General features: G+C 75.5%; 19 protein-coding genes and 1 pseudogene. 7 read left to right on the forward strand and 13 right to left on the reverse strand.

Translation table 11 applies throughout. The features are described from left to right. Positions 1 to 88 precede the first annotated feature (88 nt). The 3 genes from ACU610_RS18925 to ACU610_RS18935 all read right to left on the reverse strand — a co-directional run bounded on the left by ACU610_RS18925 (position 89) and on the right by ACU610_RS18935 (position 3,403). The gene (locus ACU610_RS18925) at positions 89 to 1,168 is read right to left on the reverse strand and encodes a vWA domain-containing protein (RefSeq protein ID WP_446769241.1); all 1,080 of its coding nucleotides are present in this window, start codon (positions 1,166 to 1,168) and stop codon (positions 89 to 91) included. A gap of 85 nt (positions 1,169 to 1,253) precedes the next feature. Beyond that, positions 1,254 to 2,168, reverse strand: coding sequence for an AAA family ATPase (locus tag ACU610_RS18930; RefSeq protein ID WP_446769242.1), 915 nt, complete (start codon positions 2,166 to 2,168; stop codon positions 1,254 to 1,256). 146 nt (positions 2,169 to 2,314) lie between these two features. Next, entirely contained in the window at positions 2,315 to 3,403 is a 1,089-nt protein-coding gene (locus tag ACU610_RS18935) for a DUF2382 domain-containing protein (RefSeq protein ID WP_446769243.1), read from the reverse strand. A 318-nt stretch (positions 3,404 to 3,721) separates the two neighbouring features. On the opposite strand from ACU610_RS18935, the gene ACU610_RS18940 reads away from it, so the two are divergent. Continuing rightward, entirely contained in the window at positions 3,722 to 4,552 is an 831-nt protein-coding gene (locus ACU610_RS18940) for a DUF3097 domain-containing protein (protein WP_446769244.1), read from the forward strand. A 182-nt stretch (positions 4,553 to 4,734) separates the two neighbouring features. Here ACU610_RS18940 and ACU610_RS18945 read toward each other — a convergent pair whose 3' ends face one another. From ACU610_RS18945 to ACU610_RS18955, 3 genes are all read right to left on the reverse strand, one after another. After that, the gene (locus ACU610_RS18945) at positions 4,735 to 5,574 is read right to left on the reverse strand and encodes an aldo/keto reductase (RefSeq protein ID WP_446769245.1); all 840 of its coding nucleotides are present in this window, start codon (positions 5,572 to 5,574) and stop codon (positions 4,735 to 4,737) included. A gap of 99 nt (positions 5,575 to 5,673) precedes the next feature. Continuing rightward, positions 5,674 to 6,855, reverse strand: coding sequence for a GNAT family N-acetyltransferase (locus ACU610_RS18950; protein WP_446769246.1), 1,182 nt, complete (start codon positions 6,853 to 6,855; stop codon positions 5,674 to 5,676). Next, positions 6,852 to 8,087, reverse strand: a complete 1,236-nt coding sequence (locus ACU610_RS18955; RefSeq protein WP_446769247.1) for an MFS transporter — start codon at positions 8,085 to 8,087, stop codon at positions 6,852 to 6,854. Before ACU610_RS18955 ends, ACU610_RS18950 begins: the two co-directional genes overlap by 4 nt. Positions 8,088 to 8,275: 188 nt before the next feature. On the opposite strand from ACU610_RS18955, the gene moaA reads away from it, so the two are divergent. From moaA to ACU610_RS18980, 5 genes are all read left to right on the forward strand, one after another. Next, positions 8,276 to 9,328 carry a GTP 3',8-cyclase MoaA gene (gene moaA, locus ACU610_RS18960; protein ID WP_446769248.1) on the forward strand — a complete coding sequence of 351 codons (1,053 nt, stop codon included), beginning with the start codon at positions 8,276 to 8,278 and terminating at the stop codon, positions 9,326 to 9,328. 76 nt (positions 9,329 to 9,404) lie between these two features. Continuing rightward, on the forward strand, positions 9,405 to 9,644 hold the full coding sequence (locus ACU610_RS18965) for a MoaD/ThiS family protein (RefSeq protein WP_446769249.1): 240 nt from the start codon (positions 9,405 to 9,407) through the stop codon (positions 9,642 to 9,644). A gap of 38 nt (positions 9,645 to 9,682) precedes the next feature. Continuing rightward, the gene (locus tag ACU610_RS18970) at positions 9,683 to 9,886 is read left to right on the forward strand and encodes a hypothetical protein (protein WP_446769250.1); all 204 of its coding nucleotides are present in this window, start codon (positions 9,683 to 9,685) and stop codon (positions 9,884 to 9,886) included. A gap of 52 nt (positions 9,887 to 9,938) precedes the next feature. Beyond that, complete coding sequence (locus ACU610_RS18975; RefSeq protein WP_446769251.1) at positions 9,939 to 10,436, forward strand: GAF domain-containing protein; 498 nt, start codon at positions 9,939 to 9,941, stop codon at positions 10,434 to 10,436. A 187-nt stretch (positions 10,437 to 10,623) separates the two neighbouring features. Next, positions 10,624 to 10,953 (forward strand): hypothetical protein, encoded by a 330-nt coding sequence (locus ACU610_RS18980; protein WP_446769252.1) that lies wholly within the window; start codon positions 10,624 to 10,626, stop codon positions 10,951 to 10,953. Here ACU610_RS18980 and ACU610_RS18985 read toward each other — a convergent pair. The 7 genes and pseudogenes from ACU610_RS18985 to ACU610_RS19015 all read right to left on the reverse strand — a co-directional run bounded on the left by ACU610_RS18985 (position 10,950) and on the right by ACU610_RS19015 (position 15,413). Beyond that, positions 10,950 to 11,360 (reverse strand): molybdenum cofactor biosynthesis protein MoaE, encoded by a 411-nt coding sequence (locus tag ACU610_RS18985; protein ID WP_446769253.1) that lies wholly within the window; start codon positions 11,358 to 11,360, stop codon positions 10,950 to 10,952. The two genes, ACU610_RS18980 and ACU610_RS18985, sit on opposite strands and share 4 nt — an antisense overlap. Further along, a complete protein-coding gene (locus ACU610_RS18990) occupies positions 11,357 to 11,938 on the reverse strand; it encodes a nucleotidyltransferase family protein (protein ID WP_446769254.1) in 582 nt (193 codons plus the stop codon). The genes ACU610_RS18985 and ACU610_RS18990 overlap by 4 nt, the downstream gene beginning before the upstream one ends. Before the next feature lie 196 nt (positions 11,939 to 12,134). Further along, complete coding sequence (locus ACU610_RS18995; protein WP_446770733.1) at positions 12,135 to 12,590, reverse strand: TOBE domain-containing protein; 456 nt, start codon at positions 12,588 to 12,590, stop codon at positions 12,135 to 12,137. A gap of 120 nt (positions 12,591 to 12,710) precedes the next feature. Further along, a pseudogene (locus ACU610_RS19000) lies at positions 12,711 to 13,190 on the reverse strand (ATP-binding cassette domain-containing protein); the annotation flags it as partial. A gap of 52 nt (positions 13,191 to 13,242) precedes the next feature. Then, positions 13,243 to 14,049, reverse strand: a complete 807-nt coding sequence (locus tag ACU610_RS19005) for an ABC transporter permease (RefSeq protein ID WP_446769255.1) — start codon at positions 14,047 to 14,049, stop codon at positions 13,243 to 13,245. A 79-nt stretch (positions 14,050 to 14,128) separates the two neighbouring features. Next, on the reverse strand, positions 14,129 to 14,884 hold the full coding sequence (gene modA, locus ACU610_RS19010) for a molybdate ABC transporter substrate-binding protein (protein WP_446769256.1): 756 nt from the start codon (positions 14,882 to 14,884) through the stop codon (positions 14,129 to 14,131). A gap of 136 nt (positions 14,885 to 15,020) precedes the next feature. After that, the gene (locus ACU610_RS19015; RefSeq protein ID WP_091223566.1) at positions 15,021 to 15,413 is read right to left on the reverse strand and encodes a TOBE domain-containing protein; all 393 of its coding nucleotides are present in this window, start codon (positions 15,411 to 15,413) and stop codon (positions 15,021 to 15,023) included. 148 nt (positions 15,414 to 15,561) lie between these two features. Here ACU610_RS19015 and ACU610_RS19020 point away from each other — a divergent pair, with 148 nt between their 5' ends. Next, positions 15,562 to 17,889, forward strand: a complete 2,328-nt coding sequence (locus ACU610_RS19020) for a putative bifunctional diguanylate cyclase/phosphodiesterase (RefSeq protein WP_446769257.1) — start codon at positions 15,562 to 15,564, stop codon at positions 17,887 to 17,889. Positions 17,890 to 17,967: the final 78 nt, after the last annotated feature.

Here is a 17,967-nt window from a genome sequence, read left to right on the forward strand (position 1 = left end):
TTCGCTCGGAGGAAGGTCATGATGGCCCCTCTGGGCCCTCCTGCAGAGGCCCGCCGCGAGCCTGCGAGCGGTGGGGGCAGGAGGGCCCTCATGCACGCTCGATGACCCCCGCCAGCTCCTGGAACGCGGCCAGGCTGTGCCCGGCCACGAAGTGGTCGACCGACGGCAGCGCCGCCTGCATCCCGCCGGTGAGCGGCTGGTAGCCCTCCCGGCCCTTGTGCGGGTTGACCCACACGACCGTGTGCGCCAACCGCCGCAGCCGGGCCATCTGCTCGGCCAGCACCTCGGTGCCGCCGCGCTCCCAGCCGTCGCTGCACACGACGACGACCGCGCCGCGGGCGGTTCCGCGCTGCCCCCACCGGTCGAGGAACGCCTTGAGCACCTCGCCGAGCCGGGTGCCGCCGGACCAGTCGGGGATCGCCGAGCCGCTCGCGGCCAGCGCCTTGTCGGGGTCGCGCAACCGCAGCTCGCGGGTCACCCGGGTCAGCCGCGTGCCGATCGTGAACACCTCGGTCGCCGCGGGGTGCGCCCGGACGGCGGCGTGCGCGAAACGCAGCAGCGCGTCGGCGTAGGGGCTCATCGAGCCGGAGACGTCGATGAGCAGGACGACGCGGCGCGGGCGGGGCCGGGCCCTGCGGTGCAGCAGCCGGGTGACCTCGCCACCGTCGTGCAGTGCGCGGCGCACGGTGCGGGAGGCGTGGACGGCGCCGTGCGGGTTGGGCCGGCGGCGACGTGAGCGCCGCATCGGCGCGGCGGGGACCAGCAACGCGAACAGCCGGCGCAGCTGCTCGCGCTCGGCGCCGGTCAGCTCGGCGACGTCCCGGTGGCGCAGCACCTCGTCGGCGCTGGCCTGGCCGGCGAGGTCCGGCGGCGACTCGCCGTCCCCCTCGCCCTCCCCGGGGTCCAGCGGCGCGGTCGTGACCGTCCGCTGCCGCTGCTGGGCCGCCGGCGGCACCGGCCGCGGCGCCTCGCCGCCGAAGTACGCGGCGAAGGCGGCGTCGTAGCGCTCCAGGTCGTCCGGGCCCGCGCACAGCGTCAGCCGGCCGCTCCAGTACACGTCGGTGGCGTCGAGGACGTCGAGCGCGGCGACGGCGGCCAGCATGGCCTCGACCCGGTCCGGGGAGGCGGCCACCCCGGCCACCCGGAGCGTGCGGGCGAAACCCAGCACCGTGTCGACGACGTCCCGCCGCGCTGGAACGGCCCCGTCCGGAGGCTCGCCCTGAGCCTGCGAAGGGTGAGAGGGACGGGGTCCGTCAACCACCGAAGAGCGCCCCCCGGGTCATGGCGTGCACGCGGTCGGTGTCCTCCCGGTACTTGAGCACCGTGCCCAGCGTGCGCGCGGCCACGTCGGGGTCCAGCTCCCGCGCGCCGAGGGTGTGCAGCGCGGTCGCCCAGTCCATCGCCTCGGCGACGCCGGGCGGCTTGAGCAGGTCGAGGGTGCGCAGCTTCGCCGTCGCGCGGGCCACCTCGCGGGCCAGCCGCTCGGTCACGTCGGGCAGCCGGCGGCGCAGGATCGCCACCTCGCGGTCGAAGTCCGGGTGCTGCAGCCAGTGGTAGAGGCAGCGCCGCTTGAGGGCGTCGTGCACCTCGCGGGTCCGGTTCGAGGTGAGGACGACGAGCGGCGGGGTGGCGGCGCGGATGGTGCCGAGCTCGGGGATGGAGAGGGTGAAGTCGGAGAGGACCTCCAGCAGGAACGCCTCGAACTCGTCGTCGGCGCGGTCGACCTCGTCGACGAGCAGCACGCTCGGGGAGTCCTCCAGCGCCTGCAGCAGCGGGCGGGCGAGCAGGAAGCGCCGGTCGTAGAGGGAGGCCTCCAGGGTCTCGGTGTCCCCGGTGGCGTGGGCGGCCTCGGCGGCACGCAGGTGCAGCAGCTGCCGGCCGAAGTCCCAGTCGTAGAGCGCCTGGCTGGCCTCGAGGCCCTCGTAGCACTGCAGCCGGTACAGCGGCCGGCCGGTGACCTGCGCCAGCGCCTGGGCCAGTGCGGTCTTCCCGACGCCGGCCTCGCCCTCCAGGAACAGCGGGCGGTGCATGGCCAGGGCCAGGTAGGCCGCGGTCGCCAGGCCCTCGTCGGGCAGGTAGCCGGTCGCCTCGAGGGCCGCGGCGAGCTCGTCGGGCCCGCCGATCCCGCCGTCCGCGCCGGTCACCGGCCGCATCGTGGTCTCGCTCACGTCCCGAGCATCCCACCCGCGCCACCGACGCGGCCCTGCCCGGTCGGGTGGTGCCGACACCGGTCCGGGACAGCAGATGGCCGGCCGGGATCAGCTCCTCGGCCGGCCACCGCCGTCTGTGGGTCGGCCCTGCGGGAGGGCCTTCCTCAGCGGCCGATCCGGCCGTCGTCGTCGCGGTCGAGGGCGTCCTTGGCCTTCTGCACGAAGCCGCGGTCGTCCCCGCCGGTCCGGCCGGTGCCCGGGGCGCCGTCGACCTCGATCTCCTCCTTGCGGACGTCGGCGGAGACCCGCTCCTGGTCGGTGACGGTCTCCTTGTCCAGCCGGACCCGCTCGACCGGCACGGCCTCCTTCTCCACCACCGGACGCTCGGCGTGCAGGGTGACCTCGTGCTCCTCCTCGGAGATCGCCGGGCCGTCCAGCGCCTGCCCGACGTTGGCGTCGGTGATCGGCTCGCGCTCGACCCGGACCTCCTCGCGGGAGACCGGCACGGTCTCGGTCACGTTCTCGGTGACCACGTACTTGCGCAGCCGGGCCCGGCCGACCTCCTCGCTGCGGGTGCCCACGTCGAGCCGCTCCTCCGAGCGGGTCATCGCGTTGTCCGTGGTCGGCCCGGAGACGTCCCGGCCCACGACGCCGGGCTCACCGGCGTGGTCGGTCCGCCCGTCACGGTCCAGGTCGCGGTCGGTCCCGGCCAGACCCGCGGAGCCGGCCACACCCGCCGTGCCGACCGTCCCGGTCTCGTCGCGGTCGGTGCGCCCGGTGCCCGCTGCACCCGTGGTGCCGATGTTCCCGGTCGGCCCCGTCGTCGTGGTGTCGGTGTCCGTCGTCTCGTCGCGGTCGGTGCGCCCGGTGCCCGCCACACCCGTGGTGCCGATGTTCCCGGTCGGCCCCGTCGTCGTGGTGTCCGTCGTCGTCCCCTGGCCGGAGCCGAGGCCGTAGTAGCGGTAGAGCTCCTGCTCCTCCTGCGGCGACAGGTGCCCGTCGGTGTCGATCCGCGGAGCGTCCTTCACCTGGGCCTTGCTGACCGGTACGCGCACGCCGTCGTCGGTGAGGTCGGCGTTCCGGAGCGGGACGAAGGTCTCCTTGGTGCCGAACAGGCCGGTGCGCACCGTGACCCACTCCGGCTGGCCGCTCTCGTCGTCGAGGTAGACCTCCGAGGCCGAGCCGATCTTGTCACCGCTCTGGTCGTAGACGTCCTTGCCGATCACGCGGCTGATGGCTTCGGTGCCGATCATCGTGGCTGTCGCTCCCGTCCGAGCTGGGTGGGTACCTGTCGATCACAGGGTGTCCGCCTAACAGGTCACGAAACGGACACGGTCGACCGGACACGCCCGGTCGGTGCCGGCGAGGGGCCACCCGGGAGGCCTCGAAGGCCTCACCCCGGTGCGTCTACCCAGGTCAGCGTTTCGGCAACGGGGGTGACAGCGCACCGTCCGCCGTGCGTGACGACCTGCTACTCGGCGTCACAGACAATCGCTCGGGCGTGTCGGAGAGGGGGTGGTACCGGCGCGTCGATCCCGCCGTCCGCAGTGCGCCTGCTCATCCTGGAGGGCGTGCCTCCTCGCTCGCCGTACGACAACCTCGTGCACCCCCGCACCGTGAAGAAGCCGAGCCCCGAGGTCGAGGCCGAGCGCGATCTGGTCGTCGAGGACCCGAGCTCCGGGTTCGTGGGTGCCGTGGTGCGCTGCGAGAAGGACGTCGTCCACCTCGAGGACCGGTTCGGCAAGGTCCGCGCCTACCCGCTCGGCCCCGGGTTCTGGGTCGACGGACGCCCGGTCGTGCTGGTGCGGCCGAAGCCGCAGGCGCCGGCCACGCCGACCCGCAGCGCCTCCGGCTCGACCTACGTCGCCGGGGTCCGCGCGCGGGTGGCCCGCGAGGGTCGCATCTACGTCGAGGGCAAGCACGACGCCGAGCTGGTCGAGAAGGTCTGGGGCCACGACCTGCGCATCGAGGGCGTCGTGGTGGAGCCGCTGCACGGCGTCGACGACCTCCCCGGCATCGTGCGGGACTTCCGGCCGGCGTCGGGACGGCGGCTCGGCGTGCTGGTCGACCACCTGGTGACCGGCTCCAAGGAGTCCCGCATCGCCGCCGAGGTCATGCGGACAGGGGCCGGGGCCCCCGGCCAGCACGCGCTCGTCGTCGGCCACCCCTTCATCGACATCTGGCAGGCGGTCAAGCCGTCGGTCGTCGGGATCCGCGCCTGGCCCACGGTCCCCAAGGGGGAGTCGTGGAAGGAGGGCGTCTGCCGCCGGCTGGGCTGGGAGGACGACACCGGCTACGTCTGGGCGCAGCGCATCCTCGCCCGGGTGCGCACCTGGACCGACCTGGAGCCGGCGCTGATCGGCCGCGTCGAGGAGCTCATCGACTTCGTGACGGCGGACTGACCCGCAGCACGAGGCGAGTGGTGGGGCGGCGTGGTCTCCCGGCGCTCACACCACGACGCCCGCCGGTCGCCGACGTCGGTGCGCGGCGCTGCTCCACGCCGGCTGATGACGATCATGGCGCCGCGACCACCCCGACGGGCCGGGAGGTGGTCACGGCGCCATGACCGCGCGGGTCGCTCCCCTCAGCCGGGGATGTAGTTGAAGGTGTCCGGGTCCGGACCGGTGCGCTCGCCGCGGTCCAGTGCGGTGATCGTGGCCATCTGGCCCTCGTCGAGCTCGAAGTCGAAGATCGCGAAGTTCTCCTCCATCCGCGAGCGGGTCACCGACTTCGGGAACACGACGTCGCCGCGCTGCACGTGCCAGCGGAGCACGACCTGCGCCGGGGTCCGCCCGACGGCCTGCGCCACCTCGGCGATCGCCGGGTCGTCGAGCACCTTGCCCTGTGCGATCGGCGACCAGGCCTCGGTGACGATCTCGTGGTCGGCGTCGAACGCCCGCAGCTCCTCCTGGGTGAGGTAGGGGTGCACCTCGATCTGGTTGACGGCCGGGCGCACCTCCGTCTCGGAGAACAGCCGGCGCAGGTGGTGGGCCTGGAAGTTCGAGACGCCGATCGCCCGGCAGCGGCCGCTGGCGTAGATCTCCTCCATCGCCTTCCAGGTCTCGATGTAGTCCACGTCGATCCCGGGCAGCGGCCAGTGGACGAGGAACAGGTCGAGGTACTCGAGACCGAGGTCGGCCAGCGACTGGTCGAAGGCGCGCAGCGCGTCGTCCCGGCGGTGGAAACCGTTGTTCAGCTTGCTGGTCACGAAGACCTCGCCGCGGTCGATGCCGGACCGGGCGACGGCCTCACCGACGCCCTTCTCGTTGCCGTACATCTCGGCGGTGTCGATGTGCCGGTAGCCGATCTCCAGGGCCGTGGCGACGGCGTCGGCGGTGTCCTCCGGCGGGACCTGGAAGACGCCGAACCCCAGCTGGGGGATCTCGACGCCGTTGTTCAGTCGGATCGTGGGCACGGTGGCCACGAGGGCTCCTCTCGCTGACGGATGGGGCGCCGCGCACTCGCGTGGGCGCGCAGCCTGCCGACCGTCGGCCTACCCGGCAGCGCGACCCTCAACCCGTCGTCAGAAGTAGTCGAGCAACTGGGCCGGCGGGCCGGAGGCGAGCAGGTCCAGCGCGGCCGGGTCGTCCGGGCCGGAGACCAGCCCGGCCAGCGCCGTGGCCCGTCCGGTGCTGATCCCGCAGTAGAGCTGCGCGAACCCGCGGACGTCGAGGATCAGCCCCGGCTCGCGGTCGGGACGGCGCAGCTCCCCGGCGCCGTCGGTGAGCTCCAGCTCCCACGGACCGGTGTTCTCCGTCACCACCGGGTCGAGCAGCGTGAACGCCACCCGACCGCGTACGTGCCCCGGCCAGCCGCGGTCGGCGACGGCCCGCACCACGTCGACCGGCCGGTGCATGAACGCCGCCCCCGGACCCTCCGGTGAGCGCTCGAGCGGCAGCACGCCGGAGACCGCGTCGCCGGCCAGCAGCGGCACCCGGACGGTGCGGGTCACGGTGCGCCAGCCGGCCAGCACGCCGACCAGCGCCCGGGCCGCCTCGGCGGTGACCGCGACTAGGTCGTGCACGGTCAGTCGCGCCTCGGGCCCGTAGCCGGTGCCACGCTCGTACACCAGGACGCCGGTGGGGACGCCGTCCTGCTCGGCCACCGAGACACCGTCCACCCCGTCGGGCCACCGACCCTCGTGCGGCAGGTCGAAGGCGCCGCCTCGGCGGGTGAGCAGCCCGGCGCGGGACCGGGCGAGGGTCTCGTAGAGCGCGTCCACCACCGCGAGGTCGGCCGGCTCCCCCGGCCGGACCGCGACCCCGGGCACCGGGGACGACGGCAGCGAGGCGGTGTCGAGTTCGGCCCGCTGCAGGGCGCCCACGACCTCCCACCCCAGCCGCCGGTAGACCGCCGACACGGTCGGGAAGAGCGCGCTGACCGCGGCTCCCCGCTCCCGGCCCCGGGCCAGCAGGTCGGTGAGCAGCGCCCGGGCCACCCCGCCGGCGCGGTGCTCGGGCAGGACGGCGACCCCGCCGACGTCCGCCGTGGCGAGCGCCCGGCCGCCCCACCACTGCTCGTGGCCGGTGTCGGTGGCCTTGCCGACCAGCCGGCCGCGCGCGTCGAAGGCGCCCAGCCGCAGCACCCCCGGGATCGGCCGCAGCGCCCACTCCGGCGCGGTCGCCGGCCCGCCGAACGCCAGCCGGCCCAGCTCCCACGCGGCGGGCAGCTCGTCGTCGGCCAGCGGCCGGACGGCGACCGTCACGCGGCCCCCCGGGCCAGGTCGGCGGGCACGGGCGCGGCGCGCGCTCGCAGCAGCGGCGCCCCGGCCAGCGCGAGCAGCGCCGCGAGCGCCGCGGCCCCCGCCGGGACGCCGAACGCCGACTCCGCGCCCCAGGCGTCGACGGCGGCGCCGGCCAGCGCGGACCCGGCCGTGACGCCGAGGGTGAGCCCGGTGGTGGTCCACGACAGCGCCTCGGTCAGGGCGGCGCGGGGGACCCGCGACTCGACCAGCGAGGTGCCCGACACCAGCACCGGGGCGATCGTGGTGCCGGCGAGGAAGCCCGCGGCCACCAGCACCACCAGCGAGTCGACGCCCCACAGCACCTGCGCGGCCAGACCGAAGGCGACGGCGGTGCCCAGGAACCGGGCGCTCAGCGTGCCCGGCAACCGGGCGACGCCGTAGACCAGGCCCGCGACGAGGCTGCCGAACGCGTACACGGCCAGCGCCACACCGGCCAGCGCGGGCGCGCCCTGCTCGTCGGCGAAGCCCACCACGACGACGTCCATCGCCCCGAACACGGTGCCGACCGCCGCGTAGCTGACCGCCACGACCAGCACGGTCGCGTTCAGCGCGGCCCACCGGCGGGACGGCCCGCTGGGGTCGGCGGGCGTGACGGCGGGCTCGGTGGCGCGCTGCCGGGCGAGCCAGAGGCCACCCACGGCGCCGAGCGTGATGCCGGTGAGGAAGCCGACGGGCGGGGCGACCAGGGTGGCCAGGAGCGTCACCAGCGGCGGGCCGACGACGAAGACGACCTCGTCGACGACCGCCTCGAGGGCGAAGGCGGTCTGCCGGCGACCCGGCTCGGCCAGCGCCTCGGCCCAGCGGGCCCGCACCAGGGACCCGATGTTGGGTCCGCTCGCCCCGCACAGCGCGGCCAGGAGGAACCAGCTCCACCGCGGCGCGCCGAGGGTCACCGCGGCCACGAAGCCGTACCCGGAGAGCGCGTAGGCGGTCATCGCCCAGCGCAGGACGGCGCCCTGCCCGCGGCGGTCCATGGCGCGGGCCCACTGGGGGCTGGCGACCGAGAAGCTCAGCGCCAGCGTGCCGGAGACCGCTCCGGCCAGGCCGTAGCTGCCGGTCTCCCCGGCGACGAGCAGGACGGCGCCCAGGCCGAGCATGGGGATGGGCAGCCGGGCGACCCACCCGGCGAAGGAGAACGCCAGCGAGCCGGGGACGGCGAACAGTCGGGCGTAGGGGCCGAACACGGTGGACACGGGACTTCTCGCGCTTCCTGGCCACAGGCGAGTGCGGGGCTGCCCGCCGGTCTCTCGGGTGGCTCCGCGACGGTAGCAACGCCCCGGGACACCCCGCCTCCGCCTTTCGGCCCACCCGGCGCGTCGGGTTCCCGACCGCCCGTTCGGGGAGGGGCGCGGCGTCGTCCTCCCGCACTACATTCGCAGGCGTGACCTCGACGAGCCCGCTCCCGGACCCGGTGGTCCGCCGTCCGGACCCGGCCCCAGGCACCGGTGGCCTGGTGGACCGGCACGGCCGGGTCGCGACCGACCTGCGGGTGTCGCTGACCGACCGGTGCAACCTGCGCTGCACCTACTGCATGCCGCCGGAGGGCCTGGACTGGTTGCCCAAGGTCGAGGTGCTCACCGACGAGGAGATCGCCCGCCTGGTCCGCATCGGCGTCGAGCAGCTGGGCATCCGCGAGGTCCGCTTCACCGGCGGCGAGCCGCTGCTGCGGCCGGGCCTGGTCGGCATCGTGGCCGCGGCCACCGCGCTGGAGCCCCGCCCCGAGGTGAGCCTGACCACCAACGCGATCGGCCTGGCGCGGGTCGCCCCGGCGCTGGCCGCCGCGGGCCTGGACCGGATCAACTGCAGCCTCGACACCGTCGACCGGGACCGCTTCAAGCAGCTCACGCACCGCGACCGGCTGGACGACGTCCTCGCCGGGCTGGCCGCCGCCCAGGCCGCCGGGCTCACCCCGGTCAAGGTCAACGCCGTCCTGCTGCGTGGGATGAACGAGGAGGACGCCGTCCCGCTGCTGGACTTCTGCCTCGAGCACGGCTACCAGCTGCGCTTCATCGAGCAGATGCCGCTGGACGCCCACCACGCCTGGACCCGCGGCGAGATGGTCACGGCCGAGGACATCCTCGAGCGGCTGTCGGGCGCGTACACGCTCTCCCCGGACACCGAGGAGCGCGGCTCGGCCCCTGCCGAGCGCTGGCTGGTCGACGGCGGCCCGGCGACCGTCGGCGTCATCGCCTCGGTCACCCGCTCCTTCTGCGGCAGCTGCGACCGCACCCGGCTGACCGCCGACGGCCAGGTGCGCAACTGCCTGTTCGCCCGCGAGGAGTCCGACCTGCGGACGCCGCTGCGCGAGGGTGCCACCGACGAGGAGCTGGCCGACCGCTGGCGGATCGCCACCCTCGGCAAGCTGCCCGGGCACGGCATCGACGACCCGAGCTTCCTGCAGCCGGCGCGGCCGATGTCCGCGATCGGAGGCTGACCTCCGTGAGCCGACAGCGAGTGAGCACCGCAGTGGGCTCTGCGGGCGCGGAGCGGGCGCGGAGGCGGACCACGACGTGGTGACTGTCAGGTACTTCGCCGGGGCGCGGGCGGCCGCCGGCCTGGAGACCGAGGCCCGCGATGCCGGCACGCTGGCCGAGCTCGTCGGCCAGATCGTCGCCGACCACGGGGAGCGGCTGGAGAGGGTGCTCACCGCGTGCTCGTTCCTCGTCGACGGCACGCAGACGCGGGACCGGTCGGTGGCGCTGGCCCCCGGCGCGGTGGTCGACGTGCTGCCGCCTTTTGCGGGGGGCTGAACAGCACCGTCGAGGCCGGCAGACCCGAGAATGGGGTCATGAGCATCTGGGACAGGGCCAAGGCCAAGGTCGAGGAGCTCGTCGGCCGCGCCGAGGAGGTGTACGGCCAGTCCCACGGGGACGCCGCCGCGCAGCTGCACGGGGAGGCCCACCGGCTGGAGGCCGAGGCCGAGGAGGAGGCCGCGCTGGGCGACGAGGCCGTCCGGCGGGACCCGGACGACGGAGCAGCCCCCGTCCGCTGACCTGCGCACGATCCCGTATCGGAATCGTGACGGAGCGAGGACGATGGTGGGCATGGCCGCCCCCGCCGTCCTGGACGTCGCTCCGTGGGGCGACTTCGAGGCCGCGGCCTGCGGAGTGCTCTCAGCGCTGCACCAGCGCCTGGGCTGGGACGTGTGGGCGGTGACCCGCGTCGTGGACGACCGGCAGGTCGTGCTCCACGCCCATCCACCCGACCTGGTCCGACCGGGGACCTGGCTGCCGTGGGCGGACACCTTCTGTCGCGCCATGGTCGCCGGGGAGGCCCCACGCGCGGCCACGGTCACCGCTGCCGTCCCGGCCTTCGCCAAGCGCATGTCCGGGCCGGCCTCGCGGATCGCGGCCTACATCGGCGTCCCGCTTGTCGGGCCGGACGGGGAACTGTTCGGCACGCTGTGCGCCTGGGGGTTCCGCGCCCGGCCTCGCAGCGCCGCACGCGACCTGCCACTGGCCGAGGCCGTGGCGCGCCTGCTGAGCACGCTGATCTCCGCCGGCATGACGCCGCCGGCCCCGCCGCCGGCGCCCCCCGACTGACCGGGCGTCGCCCGGCGCCGTCGCGGAGCGGGCGCCCCGGGGTCGGGACGGAAGTCCCTACCCCGGCGCACGGAACGCAGGGGAGGCTGTCCCGTGACGGTGCAGTGCCGCGCTGTTGCAGGCCCCGTGCGTGGGGCCGCCGCCGGTCTGCCGAGCCGGTCCACCCGCCGAGTCATGGAGATCCACCATGCCCCCATCCGTCCTGTCCGTCGTCCGGGTGCAGGCCGACGGCCGCGTGCTCGCCGAGGCCGAGATCCGCCGGACCGAGGTGCCCGGCGTCGTCGCCTCCGCGATGCACGTGGAGTCCGGGCACCTTCCGGTGGGCACCGGCACCCGCCTCGTCGACGCCGTCCTCGAGCAGGCCCGCCTGGGCGAGGCCGAGCTGCTGGTCGCCACGATGCCGATCAACGACACCGAGATGCTCGACCGGGTGCGGCAGCGCAGCGGCGAGGTGGCCGCGCGGGCCGCCGGCGCCACGAAGATCGTCGAGGCGCGGCTGGTGCCCGCGCCGCGCTAGGGGCAGGCCACCCACTCCTCGTCGCCGTCGGTGAAGACCTGCCGCTTCCAGATCGGCAGCCGCTCCTTCACCAGGTCGACCAGCTCGGCACAGGCGGCGAACGCCTGCCCGCGGTGCGAGGCGCTGACCGCGCAGGCCAGGGCGACGTCGCCGATGCCGAGCATGCCCACCCGGTGGGAGACGGCGACGGCGTGCACGTCGCGCCGGGCGGCGAACTCCTCGGCCAGCTCGACGATCACCTGCTCGGCGCTCGGGTGCCCCACGTACTCCAGCTCGGTCACCGAGCGGCCGCCGTCGTGGTCACGGACCACGCCGGCGAAGGAGACGACCGCGCCGGCGGCCTTGTCCGCGACGGCGTCCTCGTGCTCGGCGACGGACAGGGGTGCGTCGACGACCCGGGCGATCACGGCGCCGACGGTACGCCGCCGGGAGGCACGTCCAGGTCGGTCGGATCCGCCAGGCCGGTGCAGTCGACCTCGGTGACGTCGTGGGTGGCGAGGTAGCGGCGGGCGCCCTCGTCCCCGGTCGCGGTGTCGGCGACGCCGGCCCAGTGGTCGCGGCCGAGCAGCACGGGGTGCCCGCGGACGCCGTCGTAGGCGGCGATCGCCAGCGCGTCCGGGGCGGCGTGCGCGGCGACGGCACGCAGTGCCTCCGGCGTCATCCCCGGCATGTCGACCAGGGTGACGAGCACCGCGTCGATCCGCCCGGGCCACCCGCGCAGCCCGTCCAGGCCGGTGCGCAGGCTCGACGCCATCCCGCTCTCCCAGTCGCGGTTGGCCAGGACGGTGACGCCGTCGAGGTCCGCCGTCCGCCAGACGTCCACCGCCTGCGCACCGAGGACGACGAGCACCGGGGCGCACACCGCCCGCGCCGTCCGCACCGCCCGCTCCACCAGCAGGCTGCCCTCGTACTCGACCAGCGCCTTGGGCATGCCGTAGCGGCGCCCGCCGCCCGCGGCGAGGACCAGCCCCGCGACCGTGCTCATCCCGCCACCCTCTCAACCCCCTCCGGTGATCAGCCGAGCTGGTCGTCCCGGGTCCTGGCTCACCCCTGGTCGTGAGCCAGGACCCGGGACGGTGAACCGAGCTGATCACCGCCGCCGGGGCTCAGCGCGCTCCGTCTCAGCGCACTCCGTCTCAGCGCGCTCCGTCTCAACGCGCTCCGTCTCAGCGCGCTCCGTCTCAGCGCGCGTAGACGGCGACGTCGGAGGCCTTGACCGAGGCCCACACCGGCGTCCCGGGGGCGAGGCCCAGCTCGGCGAAGGCGGTCGCGGTGACGTCGGCGACCAGCTGCACCTCGCCGCCCAGCTCGCAGCGCACCGTCGACCCGTGCGGCGTGGCCGACACGAGCCGGGCCGGCCAGACGTTGCGCGGGCTGCCCTCGGGCCGGGTGGTCCAGAGCGCCACGGACTCGGGGCGGACGGCGACGAACACCGGCCCCGCCGTCTCCTCCGCGACCGCCACGCGGCCGCCGCCGTCCAGCCGCACCGTCGTCCCCTCGCCGGTGCCCGGCAGCAGCGCCAGGCCGACCAACCGGGCGACGTAGTCGGTGCGCGGGTGGCGGCTGACGTCGGCGGGCGTCCCGGCCTGCACGACGCGGCCCTCCTCGACGACGACCACCCGGTCGGCCAGCGCCATCGCGTCGACCGGGTCGTGGGTGACCAGCACGGTGCTGCCGGCGAACTCGGCGAGGTGACGGCGCAGCTCCGCACGGACGGTGAGCCGGGTGCGGGCGTCCAGCGCCGAGAGCGGCTCGTCCAGCAGCAGCAGCGCGGGCTCGCCGACCAGCGCGCGGGCCAGCGCGGCCCGCTGGGCCTGCCCTCCGGAGAGCCGGCCGGGTCGCCGGTCGCCGAGCTCGGCGATGCCCACCCGGACCAGCCACTCGGCGGCCGCGGCGCGGGCGGCGGGCCTGCGCAGACCCCGGGTGCGCAACCCGAAGGCGACGTTGTCGGTGACCGACAGGTGCGGGAAGAGCAGGTGGTCCTGGAAGACCATGCCGAGGCGGCGCTCGTGGGCGGGGACGTGCACGCCGGCGGGGACGTCGTCCCACGTCTCGGAGCCGACGGCGACCCGGCCGTCGTCGGGTGGCAGCAGGCCGGCGAGCACGCGCAGCAGCGTGGACTTGCCGGCGCCGTTGGGCCCGAGGACGGCGAGCACCTCGCCGTCGGCCACCTCGAGGTCGAGCCCGACGATCAGACTGCCCCGTGCGACCCGGATGTCGGCGGTCAGGCTCACCGCACGGCCCGGGTGAGCCAGCGGTCACGAGCCGTCCAGGTGCCCACCTCAGGCCTCATGCCGCGGCTCCCGGTCGGGACAGCCAGCGGTCGCGCAGCAGCAACAGCGTGGCGACGGAGACGACGAGCAACACGAGGGAGAGCACGATCGCCGCGTCCGGGTCCTGCTGGAGCGCCAGGTAGACCGCGAGCGGCATCGTCTGGGTCGTCCCCGGGAAGTTGCCGGCGAAGGTGATGGTGGCGCCGAACTCGCCCAGCGCCCGCGCCCAGCACAGCACCGCGCCGGCGGCGATGCCGGGCGCGACCAGCGGCAGGGTGACCCGGCGGAACGTCGTCCACCGGTCGGCGCCCAGGGTGGCGGCGGCGTCCTCGAAGCGGGCGTCGGCGGCGCGCAGCGCGCCCTCCACGCTGATGACCAGGAACGGCATCGCCACGAAGGTCTCCGCGATGACGACCGCGGTGGTGGTGAACGGGATGGTGACGTCGAGGGCCTGGTCCAGCCAGCGCCCGACGATGCCCTGCCGACCCAGCACGAGGAAGAGCGCGACACCGCCGACGACCGGGGGCAGCACGAGCGGCACGGTGACCAGGGCGCGCAGCACCGACCGGCCGCGGGCGCGGGAACGGGCGAGCACCCAGGCCAGCGGGACGCCGAGGACGAGGGAGAGCCCGGTCGCGGCCGTCGCCGAGACCAGGCTCAGCCGCAGCGCCTGACCGACCGCTGGGCTGGTCAGCTGCGGCCCCAGCTCCCCCCAGGGCGTCCGGACCACCAGGCCGACCAGCGGCAGGACGAGGAAGGCGACGGCGAGGACCGCCGGGACCAGCAGCGGGACCGGGACGCCGGGTTCCGCCCTGCGCCTCACGATGCCCACGGTCCGCTCCGGCGCGGCGCTGCGCTCCTCGCTCGCCGGTACTCGCTGACGGGCCTCCGCCGCGGTCCGCTCACGGCACCCGGAAGCCGGCGTCGCCGAGCGCCTGCTGCCCCTCCCCCGAGCGCACCAGCTCGACGAAGGCGGCGGCCGCCTCGGGGTTCGGGGCGTCGGCCAGCACCACGATCGGGTAGTCGTTGACGGCCTGCTCCGCCTCCGGGACGTCGATGCCCTCGACGGCGTCCCCGGCCGCGGTGACGTCGGTCGCGTAGACCAGCGCGGCGTCGACCTCGCCGAGCTCGACCTTGGTCAGCGCGGCGCGCACGTCCTCCTCGAGCGTGTCGGGGGCGGCGGTCACGCCGGCGGCGGCGAGGACGTCCTCGGCGGCCGCGCCGCAGGGCACCTGGGGTGCGCAGACCGCGATCGTCAGCTCCTCGCGCGCGAGGTCGGCCAGGCCGGTGACGCCGGCCGGGTTGCCCGCGGGGACGGCGATCTGCAGGACGTTGGCGGCGAAGACCTGCGGGTCCGCAGCCAGTCCGGCGTCGGTGACGACGGCCATCTGCGCCTCGTTGGCGCTGGCGAGGACGTCGGCCGGGGCGCCTTGGGTGACCTGCGTGGCCAGCGCGGAACTGCCCGCGAAGTTGAACTGCACGTCCAGCCCGGGGTGGTCGCCCTCGAACTGCTCGCCGAGGTCGGTGAAGACGTCGGTGAGCGAGGCGGCGGCGAAGACGGTGAGCGTGCCACCGAGCTCGGCCGGGCCCGGACCCGGCGCCGCGGCCGCGCCGTCGTCCGCCGACCCGCCGCAGCCGGCGAGGAGGAGCACGAGCACGGTTCCGAGCGGGGCACGCCTGGACACGGGACCTCCCTGGGGCGGACCACCGCGGTCCGCGCCTGCGGGACGATAACCGCCGAACCGCCGCAGGTGCGACCCCCTGAGCGGGCAGTGCACCGCTGCCGCGGTCGGGTCAGGGGACGTCGACGCTGACCTGGGTGGCCTTGACCGTGGCGATGGCACGGACGCCGACGTCGAGCCCGAGCTCGTCGGCCGCCTCGCGGGACATCAGCGAGACCAGCCGGAACGGCCCGGCCTGGATCTCCACCTGCGCCATCACGGTGTCCCGGACGACGCGGGTCACGATGCCGGTCAGCCGGTTGCGGGCCGAGGAGCCGCGGGTGGTCCCGGGCTCGGGGGCCTCGTGCAGCTGCGCGGCGAGCCGGGCGAGGTCGGCGCCGTCGACGTGCGCGGGACCGCCGCCGTCGCGGGAGGCCGGCAGCCGGCCGCTGTCGATCCAGCGGCGCACCGTGTCGTCGCTGACGCCGAGCAGGCCCGCGGCCTCGGCGATCCGGTAGGCGGGCACGGTCCGACCCTAGCCTCGGCCGGACCGTCCTCCCGGGTCGTGGACGGCCCTGCGGTCGCCGGTGAAGCGCGCTCGGCGGGGGTAGGGCCCCGGTCAGGGCCGAGGTGAGCAGCAGCCGTCGCCCGTCGGGGAGGGAGGGCGGTAGCGCATGCGCCGGTGGCGGGGCCCGCTGATCGTCTCGGTGGTGTACCTGGGGCTCTGGCTGGGGCTGGACGCCATCGCCAGCGTCTTCCAGGCCCGCCAGGAGGTGTCGCTGTGGTACCCCCCGACCGGGCTGAGCTTCGCCCTGTTGCTCGTCTTCGGGCTGCGCTACGCCCCGCTCCTCCTGCTGACCGACCCGCTGCACGGACTGGTGGTGAGCGGTCCGGACGTCAGCTGGGTCAGCGTCTGGCTCGGGGGTGTGGTCAGCACCGTCGTCTACACGGTCGTGGCCTGGCTCCTGCTCCGGCGGCTGCGGATCGACCCGCGCCTCCCCGGTCAGCGGGACGTGTTCTGGCTGCTGGGGCTGGCCGCGGTCGCCGGGCCGTTGGTCGTCGCGGTCGTCCAGGTCCTGCACTACACCGTCGCCGGGCTGCTGGACTGGGGTGAGCTGTTCCGCGGCGTCCTGGGCTTCTGGTCCGGCCGGGCCACGGGCGTCGGGGTGCTGACGCCCGCGCTGCTCGTCGCGAGCCGGCGGGTCCCCGCGCTCTGGCGCGATCGACCGGCACTGCCCCGCCCACCCCGGGTCGGACGCCGTCCCGAGCACCCGTCGTGGCCGGGCCGGGTCCGGCCACGGTGGCTCGGCCGGCTCGCCGTCCGGGTGCTGGACGAGCGGCTGGAGATCGTCGGGCAGGCCGCCCTGCTGCTCGCGACGCTCTACCTGGCCTACGGCGAGCCGGCGGTCGGCGGACTCGACCTGGCCTACCTGGTGTACGTGCCGCTGATCTGGATCGCCGTCCGCGGCGGCCTCCCCCGGGTGGTGTTCGCCGTCCTCGTCGCCAACGCCGTCGCCGTGGCCCTGGTCGGCCGCGACGTCGTGGACAGCCCGCTGAGACTGCAGCTCGGCCTGGTGACCCTCACCCTGGCGGGGTTGACCCTCGGCGCGCTGGTCACCGGCCGGCAGGCCAGCATCGCGGCCGCCGAGCACGCGGCCGTCCACGACTCGCTCACCGGGCTGGCCAACCGGGTCCTGCTCATGGACCGACTGGAGGCCGCGGCGCACCGGGCCGAGCGCAGTCCGGACACCAGGTTCGCGGTGCTCTACTGCGACCTCGACGGCTTCAAGGGGGTCAACGACCAGCTCGGGCACGACGCCGGCGACGAGTTGCTCGTGACGGTCGCGCGCCGGCTGGAGAAGGCGGTGCGGCCCGGTGACCTGGTCAGCCGCCTCGGTGGGGACGAGCTGGCCGTCCTGCTCGACGGCGTGACCGGCGTCGAGGAGGCGGCGGGCGTGGCCGAGCGGCTGCTCGCCGCGCTGGCCGAGCCGTGTGCCCTCGACGGCCGGGAGGTCGTCGTCACGAGCAGCGTCGGGGTGGCGGTCGCCGACGCCGAGGGGCTGGCGGGACCCCGGCTCCGCGGGGAGCGGGAGGGCCTGACCGGCTCGGACGAGGGCGGGCACGCCGAGGAGGTCCTCCGCGCGGCCGACCTGGCCCTGCAGCGGGCCAAGGCGACCGGGGGCAACCGGTACGAGGTGTTCAACGAACCGCTGCGCCGGCGGACCCGGGACCGGCTGGGGCTGCGCGCCGCGCTGCGCCGGGCTGTCGCAGCCGGAGCGGTGACCGTCGCCTACCAGCCGATCGTGCGGGTGACCGACGGCCGGCTCGCGGCGGTGGAGACGCTCGCCCGGTGGCACGACGCCGAGCGCGGGGAGGTGCCGGCGGCGGAGTTCATCGCCGTGGCCGAGGAGACCGGGCTGATCCACGACCTCGGCATGCAGGTGCTCGGGCAGGCATGCGCCCAGGCGGCGCAGTGGCGGCGGGCCTTCGGGCCTCCCTCGACCCCGCGCGTGGCGGTCAACGTCTCGACCCGGCAGCTGCTCGCCGCGGACTTCGCCCCGCGTGTGCTCGCGCTGCTCGGCCGGGTCGGGCTGCCCGCGGACGCCCTCGAGCTCGAGATGACCGAGTCCTACGCCATGGAGCCGGGGGCACGGGCAGCCCTGGAGCGCTTCACCGCCGCGGGGGTGACGCTCGCCGTGGACGACTTCGGCACCGGCTACTCCAGCTTCGCCGCGCTGCGCGAACGGACGCCGCAGGCGTTCAAGCTGGACCGCTCCTTCGTCGCGCGACTGCCGGACGACCGCCCCACCGACGCGATCGTCTCCGCCGTGCTCGCCCTCGCCGAGCACCTCGGGGCCACCGTCACGGCCGAGGGCGTGGAGACGGAGGAGCAGCTGCAGCGCCTGCGGGAGCTGGGGTGCCCTCAGGTCCAGGGCTCCCTCCTGGGCAGCCCGACGACCGCGGAGCGGATCGAGCGGGACTGGCTGGACCGTCCTCGGTGATCCGGCCCCGGTGCGCCTGTGGACGACGGGCGGGTGTCCACAGCGCCTCCCGGAGCGTGTCCGGCCGGCGGGGGAGCA

The organism is Geodermatophilus sp. URMC 61, assembly GCF_052931555.1.

Coding starts and splice junctions, on each gene's coding strand:
- ACU610_RS18935 (WP_446769243.1), bottom strand. CDS start 3,403: ATGATCGGCACCGAAGCCATCAGCCGCGTGATCGGCAAGGACGTCTAC.
- ACU610_RS18970 (WP_446769250.1), top strand. CDS start 9,683: ATGAGCATCTGGGACAGGGCCAAGGCCAAGGTCGAGGAGCTCGTCGGC.
- ACU610_RS18975 (WP_446769251.1), top strand. CDS start 9,939: ATGGCCGCCCCCGCCGTCCTGGACGTCGCTCCGTGGGGCGACTTCGAG.
- ACU610_RS18980 (WP_446769252.1), top strand. CDS start 10,624: ATGCCCCCATCCGTCCTGTCCGTCGTCCGGGTGCAGGCCGACGGCCGC.
- ACU610_RS18990 (WP_446769254.1), bottom strand. CDS start 11,938: ATGAGCACGGTCGCGGGGCTGGTCCTCGCCGCGGGCGGCGGGCGCCGC.
- ACU610_RS18995 (WP_446770733.1), bottom strand. CDS start 12,590: ATGGCGCTGGCCGACCGGGTGGTCGTCGTCGAGGAGGGCCGCGTCGTG.
- ACU610_RS19020 (WP_446769257.1), top strand. CDS start 15,562: ATGCGCCGGTGGCGGGGCCCGCTGATCGTCTCGGTGGTGTACCTGGGG.